The 10826-nt window shown below is 39.1% G+C and carries 8 protein-coding genes; all 8 read left to right on the top strand.

Annotated elements, in window-relative coordinates:
• The first annotated feature begins 880 nt into the window (after positions 1–880).
• The 8 genes from RZN25_15395 to prpB all read left to right on the top strand — a co-directional run bounded on the left by RZN25_15395 (position 881) and on the right by prpB (position 10360).
• Positions 881–2473, top strand: a complete 1593-nt coding sequence (locus RZN25_15395) for a sensor histidine kinase (protein MEQ6378196.1) — start codon at positions 881–883, stop codon at positions 2471–2473.
• A 25-nt stretch (positions 2474–2498) separates the two neighbouring features.
• Complete coding sequence (locus tag RZN25_15400) at positions 2499–3194, top strand: response regulator (GenBank protein ID MEQ6378197.1); 696 nt, start codon at positions 2499–2501, stop codon at positions 3192–3194.
• Between the two features lie 276 nt (positions 3195–3470).
• Positions 3471–4517, top strand: coding sequence for a tripartite tricarboxylate transporter substrate binding protein (locus tag RZN25_15405; GenBank protein ID MEQ6378198.1), 1047 nt, complete (start codon positions 3471–3473; stop codon positions 4515–4517).
• 84 nt (positions 4518–4601) lie between these two features.
• On the top strand, positions 4602–5060 hold the full coding sequence (locus RZN25_15410; protein MEQ6378199.1) for a tripartite tricarboxylate transporter TctB family protein: 459 nt from the start codon (positions 4602–4604) through the stop codon (positions 5058–5060).
• A gap of 11 nt (positions 5061–5071) precedes the next feature.
• Complete coding sequence (locus tag RZN25_15415) at positions 5072–6559, top strand: tripartite tricarboxylate transporter permease (GenBank protein MEQ6378200.1); 1488 nt, start codon at positions 5072–5074, stop codon at positions 6557–6559.
• 24 nt (positions 6560–6583) lie between these two features.
• Positions 6584–7981: an anion permease gene (locus RZN25_15420; GenBank protein MEQ6378201.1), complete on the top strand. Its 1398-nt coding sequence runs from the start codon at positions 6584–6586 to the stop codon at positions 7979–7981.
• Positions 7982–7993: 12 nt separating this feature from the next.
• Positions 7994–9415, top strand: a complete 1422-nt coding sequence (locus RZN25_15425) for a bifunctional 2-methylcitrate dehydratase/aconitate hydratase (GenBank protein ID MEQ6378202.1) — start codon at positions 7994–7996, stop codon at positions 9413–9415.
• 48 nt (positions 9416–9463) lie between these two features.
• Positions 9464–10360 (top strand): methylisocitrate lyase, encoded by an 897-nt coding sequence (gene prpB / locus RZN25_15430; GenBank protein MEQ6378203.1) that lies wholly within the window; start codon positions 9464–9466, stop codon positions 10358–10360.
• The last annotated feature ends 466 nt before the right edge of the window (positions 10361–10826 follow it).

Raw genomic sequence — 10826 nt, forward strand, 5'->3', positions numbered from 1 at the left:
AGAGTAGACGCACGCTCCATGGAAATCGACGCGCAAATCCATCAAACAGACGCACGCCAGCCTAAAATTGACGCACGGATTCAGAGTAGACGCACGCTGGAAGGAAATTGACGCGCAAATGCACGAAACAGACGCACGCCATCCCAAAATTGACGCGCGGATTTAGGGTTGACGCACGCTGGGTTGAAATTGACGCGCAAATCCATGAAACAGACGCACGCCAGCCCGGAAGAGACGCACGGATTCAGAGTAGACGCACGCTCCATGGAAATCGACGCGCAAATCCATCAAACAGACGCACGCCAGCCTAAAATTGACGCACGGATTTAGAGTAGATGCACGCGCCATGGAAATCGACGCGCAAATCCATCAAACAGACGCACGCCAGCCCAAAATTGAGGCACGGATCTCGGGAGGACGCACGCTCCATGGAAATCGACGCGCAAATGCACGAAACAGACGCGCGCCAGCCCAAAACAGACGCACGGATTTAGGGTAGACGCACGCGCCATGGAAATCGACGCGCAAATCCGTGAAACAGACACGCGCTAGCCTAAAATTGACGCACGGATTCAGAGTAGACGCACGCGCCATGGAAATTGACGCGCAAATCCATGAAACAGACGCACGCCAGCCTAAAATTGACGCACGGATTTAGAGTAGACGCACGCGCCATGGAAATCGACGCGCAAATTCACGAAACAGACGCACGCCATCCCAAAATTGACGCACGGATCTCGGGTAGACGCACGCGCCATGGAAATTGACGCGCAAATCCATTAGCCCAAAATTGATGTGCAAACCGTACACCACACTACTAATTATTCGAAAATTATGATAAGTTATTAAAAGAAAGCGTTGTCAAAAGTGGGGGAACAAAATGCGGATATCACTTCAAACAAAAATAGTTACCTTAATAACTGCTCTTATCTTATTAGTTACTACAATGATCACTGTATTTAATGGTTATTATGAATGGAAGCAAACAGAGGACAATATAGGGAAAAGGGCATTAAATGTGGCGACTGCTATTTCGTATATGCCTGCTATTCGGGATGCTTTTAGTCTAGAGGAACCATCGACGGTGATTCAACCACTAGCTGAAAGAATTAGGAAGGATATTGGCGCTGAATTCATTGTGGTAGGGAATAAAGACAGTATTAGATATTCTCATCCTGAGGCATATAAAATAGGAAGAAAAATGGTTGGAGGAGATAATGGGAAAGCCCTTATTGATGGTGAGTACTATACTTCTGAGGCAGTTGGTAGTCTTGGGCCATCCTTACGTGGAAAAGCTCCCATTTTTAATGATAATGGGAACATTATAGGAATTGTTTCTGTAGGTTTCATGATAGAAGATATAAAAACAATTATCTTTAACCGCTTGTTAAAATTAAGCTTTTTCTCCTTTCTAGTTCTCATCATCGGTATATTTGGAGGAGTTATGCTTGCTAGAAATATACGTAAAGAAATTATGGGACTAGAACCGTATCAAATAGCATCTCTTTATCGAGACCGAAGTGCTATTCTTTCTTCTATTAAAGAAGGGATTATAGCTATGGATCAACATGGGAATATATCGATGATGAATCAATCTGCGGAAAAGATCCTTGGGCTTTCCAATAAAGCAATCGGAAAACCGGTGGATGAAGTAATCCCAAATAGTCAAATGAATAAAGTTTTGAAATCTGGATCTACCGTTAAAGACGAGGAACTTTATTTAAGTGATCGTGTTGTGATATTGAATACTACTCCTATTTTTGAGGATGGAAACATTGTCGGTGCAGTTGCAAGTTTTCGTGATAAAACAGAAGTGAAAGAAATGTTAAACACATTATCTGAGGTAAGAAGATATTCTGAAGATTTGAGAGCACAGACTCATGAGTATACGAACAAGCTTTACGTCCTATCGGGTTTACTTCAGCTAGGTCACTATAAGGAAGCTGTTGAGTTGATCCAAACAGAGTCCAATCTTCATATGAATCAAACAGAAGTTGTGTTCAATCGTATAAAAGATCGAACGGTTCAAGCTATTTTACTTGGAAAGATAGGAAAGGCATCAGAAAAAAAGATTGAATTAGATATTGATCATTCTAGCTCTTTAGAAAAAATTCCAAAACATATAGATATTTCAAAGTTAATTACAATTTTAGGTAATTTACTGGATAACGCGATGGAAGCCGTATGTTCACAAAAGGATAGAAAAATTACTTTTTTCTCAACAGACATAGGAGACGATATAGTATTTGAAGTTGCTGACTCTGGTCATGGTATTTCAGAAGAGAACATGAAACAAATTTTTGAAATAGGTTTTTCTACCAAAGGGGAAGAGAATAGGGGATTTGGGCTTTCCATTGTAAAAGAAATAGTAGATGATCTTCAAGGAACGATCGAGATTCAAAGTGATAAAGATGGTGGAACGGTTTTTTCGGTATTTATACCAAAGGTTTTAGGGAAGGAGCAATCTGCATAAACATTGTGTAAAGGGGGGGGAATTAATGTTGAAGGTTCTCATCGTTGAGGATGATTTTCGTGTAGCGGATATTCATGAGAAGTTTTTAGGGAAAATTGATGGGGTTAAAGTTATCGGTAAAGCATTAAGCGGGAGAGAGACTATAGAATTTGTAATGAAGAATAGACTTGAACTTGTATTAATGGATATTTATATCCCGGATATGTTAGGAACGGAATTAATTTCTGAGATAAGGCGCATTCAACCCAACGTGGATGTCATAATGATATCTGCTGCCACAGAAAAAGAGATGGTTGAAACTGCTCTGCGAAACGGGGTATTTGATTACATTATTAAGCCAGTTAAAATGAAGAGATTTTTAGCAACTATAGAAAAATATAAAAATACAAAACATTTGTTAGAAAAGAAAAACGAAATTGATCAGAGTTTTTTAGATGAGTATTTTGGCCATAAAGAAAAACAAAAAAATGTAAAACCTGCTAAGCAGACACCTAAAGGGATTGATCCTATAACTTTGGAAAAAGTTCGTGATCTGCTGTTAGGATCATATCAGGGAATTACAGCAGAAGAAATGGGGGAAAAATTGGGTGCCTCAAGAACGACAGCAAGGAGGTATTTGGAATATCTTATTGCAAACGGAGAGGGTCATGCTGAGTTGGAATATGGGATTGTAGGAAGACCAGAAAGAAGATACTATTTAGTAGGACAAGCATCATCTTAAAATAAACTAAAACAAAGGGGCAGGACAAATGAGAAGCTAGGGTCCTTAAGTATGTTTCTATTATGCACACTAGAAATTTAGTGTGTTTAGAGACTGATTTTGGTACCTAGCACTTATGGCCTGGCCTCTTTTCTTGTGAACAAAATGAACAAAATGAACAAAATAATTTTTATAGACGATATCTTGAAAACGGTTACAATTCAGAAAATTTGAAATAAAATTGATACAAAGCTGTTATGGTAGACGGCTTACTAATCATATAAGGGGGAAATTCCAATGAAAAAGCTTTTAGCCTTTTTGGCTGTCGCACTTATGTTGTTCATTGTGGCTTGTTCTGATGATTCTGCTAGTGAAAACAACAAGGCAGATAACAGCACAGATAATTCTTCAAATGATGATAACTCAGGTGGAGAAGATTGGATTCCTGAAAAATCAATTGAAATTGTGGCTCCAGCAGGTGCTGGTGGGGGTTGGGATACTACTGCACGTATGGCTGCAAAGGTCTTTGAAGAAGCAGGTATTATCGATCAAAGTATTGGGGTTGTGAACAAAGAAGGTGGAGGTGGAGCAATTGGTTGGGCTTATATCGCTGAAAAAGAAGGCAGCCCATACAATTTATTCGTATCATCCTCTCCAATTTTAATGGTTCCTTTAAATGGACAGTCTGAGTATGGTCACGAAGACTTCACTCCAATTGCTAATGTGATTGCTGATTATGCAGCTTTTGCAGTAAGAGAAGATTCGGAGTGGAACGACTTAAATGACCTCTTTGATGACATGAAGGATGATCCGTCCGGAGTTACTGTTGTAGGTGCATCCTCACCCGGTAGTATGGACCATATTCAGTTTATCAAGATTGCAAAAGCAGCTGGTGTAGATATAACAAAAATTAAATACGTTTCTGCTCAAGATGGAGGAGGTATGACTCAACTTCTTAATGGTAGTGTCGATGTTTACTCCACAGGTGTAGCTGAAACGGTAGAACAAGTCAGAGCAGGTAAAATCAAGGTCCTTGGTGTTACATCTGAAGAACGTTTGGAAGGAGATGTTCTTTCCGATTTCCCTACTGCAAAAGAACAAGGAATTGATGAAGTGTTTGTCAACTGGCGCGGATTCTTTGGACCACCTAACATGGATCCAGAGGTTTTAGAATATTATGAAGCGAAATTTAAAGAACTAAGTGATTCTGCAGAGTTTGATGAAGTACGTAAGAATTACGGATGGAATGAAATGTGGATGGGTAGTGAAGAATACAAGGAATTCTTGGATAACGAAAAGCAATCTATTAAAGAAATCCTTGATGAATTAGGCTTAGGAGAGTAATGAAAAGGCTAAGAAGTCAATGGTTAGTGATCATTGGCTTCTCTCCTTTTCTACAAACATAGATGAATTTAGGTGGTGACTTAATTGTTAAAGTCTGTAAATCAAAAGGTAAGCATTTTTTTATTTTTGTTGGCAGGAGTTTATTTATTTTTGAGCTACCAACTTCCTTCTTATCCATATACAGCGATTGACGCAGATGTAATACCAAAGAGTTTAGGGTGGTTATTAGTTTTATTATCCATATCTCTTTTTTTGTCTAAGGATCAAGAAACAGAAGAACAAAAAAAGAAACGTGATATCCCAAAAGCAGAATGGTTAATGCTCACAGGAGTATTTGGACTAGTATTTCTTTATATATTCCTTCTTGAAATTATAGGTTTTGTGCTGGTCACTGGTTTGTTTATTTATTTTTGTTCATTGTTTCTTGGTTATAGAAAAAACGTATCCAATGTACTTGTTTCTATCTTATTTCCAGTAGGATTGTATATCATCTTTAACTTTTTATTAAAAATCGAATTACCTCAGGGTATTTTACCAATTTAGGAGGGTAGTATATGGATGCACTTCAAGGTATTGTTTCAGGATTTAGTGTTGCTTTAAGCTTGGAAGGCTTATTTTTTGTATTTATCGGGGTCTTAGTTGGAACATTTATTGGTATGCTACCTGGATTAGGACCAATAAGTGCTATAGCCATCATGATACCACTCACCTATGGGATGGACCCTGCTCCTGCCCTTGTCATGATGGCGGGTGTTTATTATGGAGCTGTTTTTGGAGGCTCAACATCTTCTATTCTATTAAATGCCCCAGGTATTTCTGGAACGGTGGCTACTGCTTTCGATGGCTATCCGATGGCTCAGCAGGGAAAGGCTGGGAAGGCATTAGCAATAGCCGCTATCTCGTCTTTTACAGGAGGTACCGTAAGTGTCATCTTACTGATGCTTTTTGCCCCTGCTTTATCCTCAGTTGCGGTGTCTTTTGGCCCACCGGCATATTTTGCTCTTATGTTGATGGGGTTAACCTTAATATCTAGCTTGTCAGAAGGGTCAACCTTAAAGGCCCTAATTTCAGCTACCGTTGGTTTTATGGTAGTTACCATTGGTATTGACCCTCAAACAGGGACTCAACGTTTTACTTTTGGGACTCCAAGTTTACTTGAAGGGTTAGACTTTTTGGTTATTGCCCTTGGATTATTTGCCTTGGCAGAAGTTTGTACTCTTGTTTTAAATCGAAAAGATAGTGCCATAAGTAAGGATCAGAACATAGGTAGTTTAAAAATATCTAAAGAAGATTTTAAAGAAATGCGTGGACCGATGGGGAGACAATCCCTATTAGGGTTTATTTTAGGAGTTCTCCCTGGAGCTGGAGCGACTATCGCTTCCTTTATTGGTTATATTGCTGAAAAAAGATTTTCTAAGAACCCTGAGGAATTTGGAAAAGGATCAGTCAAAGGTCTTGCAGCGCCAGAAACTGCTAATAATGCTGCAACTGGTGGAGCATTCGTTCCTTTATTAAGTCTTGGAATACCCGGCTCAGGTACTACTGCGGTAATGCTAGGAGCCTTTATGGTATTGGGGATTCAGCCCGGTCCTTTATTAATGACAGATCACCCTGATATTTTTTGGGGAATTATTGCGAGTATGTATATCGGGAACATATTCCTCTTAATTCTAAATCTACCATTAATTCCTTACATAGCAAGGATCTTGCGCATTCCAAGACCGTTGCTCATTTCACTTGTAATTGTATTTAGTTTAATAGGAGTCTATTCCATTAGCTTTAATCCTTTTGACTTGTATATGCTTCTCTTATTTGGAATCTTGGGATTTTTTATGAAAATCTATTCATTTCCAGCACCTCCATTTATTCTTGCTTTCATTTTAGGAGGAATGATGGAACAATCCTTTAGACAATCTCTAACGATTTCAAATGGAAGCCTTATGATCTTTGTGAATAGTCCACTTCCTTTATCCTTGTTGATCATTGCTCTACTATCATTTATTATCCCATTTTTCCAAAAGAAGAGGAGGAGTAATGCATAAGGGTTTATCAATGGGGGAAGGGCTATGAAAAGTTATTTATGGAACAGACAGATAATCATACCAGGGCTAATTCTTGCTTTGGCTTTATTGAGTATACAAACTTTATTTTCTGAGTTTACCAATGTACAAAAGTTAACTATTCTTTTATTGGCAATTGCCGTTTACTTGTGGACTCTGGCTCCCATACCAACAGGTACCTCTAGTATTTTAATATTGGCGCTTATTTTAATTTTTGGTTTAGTGGATGATATTGATGATGCTGTAGTTGGTTTCCTTTCACCAGCTCTCTACTTTATTTTAATGGTTTCTTTAATTAGTCATGCTCTTGTGAAGGTGGGAATCGATCGATTAATTGCAAGATTTATTATAAATACCAGTAAGAAAGGTGCTATGGGAGTAGTGATAACGCTACCTGTCGTCATACTACTTTTACCCATTTTGCTACCTTCCGCTGTTGCACGGTTCAAAATATTTTTACCACTTATTGACCGAATGAATGAATATTTTGGGTTCGAGGAAAAGAGTCTGTTTAGAAGATTTTGTATGTTTGTTATTGGAATGATGAATCAAAATTCCACAATGGTTATTTTTACAGGTGGGGGATTCCCTATCTTGGCTGCTCAACTTTTAAAAGATTACAAGGTTTCGGAGGATATGAGCTGGATGGGATGGTTTTTGCATATTGCACCTCCCCTTTGGATAGGGATGACCATTGTTGCATTATTCGTTTGGAACTTTTTAAAGTTAGATTCTAACGAGGATGAACTAGAGAGAATGACCAAAATGGGCTCTGAAAGTATAAAGAAAGAAGAAATGCCACATAACTTCTGGGGTGTTTTAGGGCTGTTTTTGATTATGATTGTGGTTTGGATTCTCTTTGATGAAGATACCGTTCCTCTCGTTCTTCCACCTATGATTCTAGTTGTTATTTATTCTTTGCCCAAATTTAATCTAATCACAAATCAAACCATTCGAAATTATGATTGGGAAAACTTTCTACTCCTTGGATCTTCATTCTCAGTGGGGATTTTAATGGAAACAAACGGAACAGCAGGTGCGTTAGCTAGGGAACTTATATATTTTGTCCCAAATGATGGAAGTGTGGCATTCAAAGTTATTGTTATTGCCATCTTTATTTTTTGCTTACGCTTTTTATTTATTGTACCTTCATCTGCGATGGTTGTTATTTTTCCTATTGCCATTTCTTATGCTGATCAGGTTGGATTGTCAAAGGAAGGATTATCTTTTTTAGTTGTCATGATCATTGGAGGAGTTATGGTTTTGCCTATACATTCTCCAACAGCTTTCTTTGCCTATTCTACGGGGGTGTTTACAAAAAAAGAGCAATATACAATTGGGGTTTTTTCGAGTTTTATTATAACTGCTTTAGGTATTCTATCTGCCATATTTTATTGGGACTAAGGAGGAATTGAATTGAGTCAAAAAATAGACAGTCTCTTAGATGAAATTGCTGATTATATTTTAGAAAAAGAGATTACAAGTGACGAAGCCCTTGATACAGCAAGATATGTATTAATGGACACCCTTGGATGTGGTTTTCTAGCTTTAAGATATCCAGAATGTACGAAGCATTTAGGTCCAATAGTATCAGGAACAATTGTAAGCAATGGAAGTCGAGTGCCTGGCACACAATTTGAACTTGATCCAGTTCAGGCGGCTTTTAACATTGGTAGCTTGATTCGTTGGTTAGACTATAATGACACATGGCTAGCTGCAGAATGGGGACATCCTTCTGACAATTTAGGAGGAATTTTGGCTACTGCAGATTTTGTTAGTCGAAGAAACCACACGATAGGAAAAGAACCATTAACCATGAAAGATGTATTAGTCGCATTGGTAAAGGCACACGAAATACAGGGAATTCTTGCCCTTGAGAATAGTCTTAACCGAGTAGGACTCGATCATGTCCTTTTTGTTAAGGTGGCGACAACTGCTGTAGTTACGGGAATGCTTGGAGGATCAAAGGAGCAAATTGTTAATGCCTTATCTAATGCATGGATTGATAACTCTAGCTTACGTACTTATCGCCATTTTCCTAACACAGGTTCAAGGAAATCATGGGCAGCTGGGGATGCCACAAGTCGAGGAGTAAGATTAGCACTTATGGCCTTGAAAGGTGAAATGGGTTACCAAACAGCACTAACTGCTCCAGGTTGGGGATTTCAAGATGTATTATTTAATGGAGAGCAATTGACACTTGCTCGACCATTAGACAGTTATGTTATGGAAAACATTCTATTTAAAATTTCCTATCCAGCAGAATTTCATGCCCAAACGGCTGCAGAATGTGCTGTTGATTTACATCCGGTTGTCAAAGATCGATTAGCTGAAATTGATTATATAGAAATTACAACACAGGAATCTGCGATAAGAATTATTGATAAAAAAGGACCTTTACACAACCCCGCTGACCGAGATCATTGCATTCAATATATCACGGCTATTGGTCTGTTATTTGGGAATATTACTGCTGATCATTATGAGGATGATGTAGCTCAGGATCATAAAATTGATGCTTTACGTGAAAAAATGAAAGTTGTTCAAGATGAGCGTTTTACGAAAGAATACTTAGATGAAAACAAACGGTCGATTGCCAATGCTGTTCAAATCTTTTTCAAGGATGGGAGTAAGACGGAAAAAGTAACATACGAATATCCTTTGGGACATCGCTTTAGAAGAGATGAGGGCATTCCTAAGCTAAAAGAAAAATTCAAACACAATCTAGAAACAAGATTTCCAAGCCAGCAATCTAACGATATTTATTCCTTATTTAACGATAAAAATGCTCTACTAGATTCACCCGTAGATGATTTTGTTTCAAAACTAGTGATTTAACAGGAAGTTGGAGGTAGTCTTTGATTTTTGAATATTGGAGGAAAATGTATGACATGGTTTATTGAAAAAAGTTCATCACAAAAGGAGCTAGCTGATACATTTTTAGAAATGGTTATGGATCCTACCATTTTGAAAATACCCGGCACCCATGATGGAATGGCAGCGTTAATCGCGAAGAATGTTGGATTTAACGCTCTATATTTATCAGGTGCAGCGTACACCGCTAGCAAAGGATTACCTGACCTTGGTATTATTCATTCAGAAGAAGTTGCAGAGAGGGCTAGGGAACTCATTCGAGCTACCAATTTACCTGTTCTCGTAGATATCGATACTGGGTTCGGTGGAGTTTTAAATGTTATTAAAACAGCTAAAGAAATGGTGGAAGCACGAGTAGCTGCTGTTCAAATTGAAGATCAAGACCTTCCAAAGAAATGCGGGCACCTTAATGGCAAAAAGCTCATTCCTACTGATGAAATGGTTCAAAAAATACGAGCGATTAAAGAAGTGGAACCCACTCTGGTTGTTGTCGCTCGGACGGATGCATATTCGGTAGAAGGGTTAGAAACCGCTATTTCGAGAGCAAATGCCTATATCGAGGGAGGGGCTGATGCTGTTTTTCCTGAAGCATTAACAAAGGATGAAGAATTCTCTCAATTTAAATCAAAAGTAAATGCTCCATTGTTAGCGAATATGACTGAATTCGGGAAAACACCTTTTTATACAGCTGAACAGTTCCAACAATTTGGCTATAGTATGGTCATTTACCCTGTGACCTCCTTAAGGGTTGCGGCCAAAGCCTATGAACGAGTATTCCAAAATATATTTCAACGCGGAACTCAAGCTAGTTTGATCGATGATATGCAAACAAGAAAAGAATTATATGAAACAATTAGCTACTATGAATATGAAGAATTAGATAAAAAAATCGCAAAGACCAAGCTGTAGGCTGGTCTTTGCGATTTTTTGTTTGACGCACGGATTCAGAGTAGACGCACGCGCCATGGAAATTGACGCGCAAATCCATGAAACAGACGCACGCCAGCCTAAAATTGACGCACGGATTTAGGGTAGACGCACGCGCCATGGAAATTGACGCGCAAATCCATGAAACAGACGCACGCCAGCCTAAAATTGACGCACGGATTTAGAGTAGACGCACGCGCCATGGAAATCGACGCGCAAATGCATCAAATAGACGCACGCCAGCCCAAAATTGACGCGCGGATCTCGGGTAGACGCACGCGCCATGGAAATTGACGCGCAAATGCACGAAACAGACGCACGCCATCCCGGAAGAGACGCACGGATTTAGAGTAGACGCACGCGCCATGGATATCGACGCGCAAATCCATGAAACAGACGCACGCCATCCCGAAATTGACGCACGGATTTAGGGTAGACGCACGCGCCA

Source organism: Bacillaceae bacterium S4-13-56, from assembly GCA_040191315.1.
In the GTDB taxonomy this organism is placed as follows: Bacteria; Bacillota; Bacilli; order Bacillales; family JAWJLM01; genus JAWJLM01.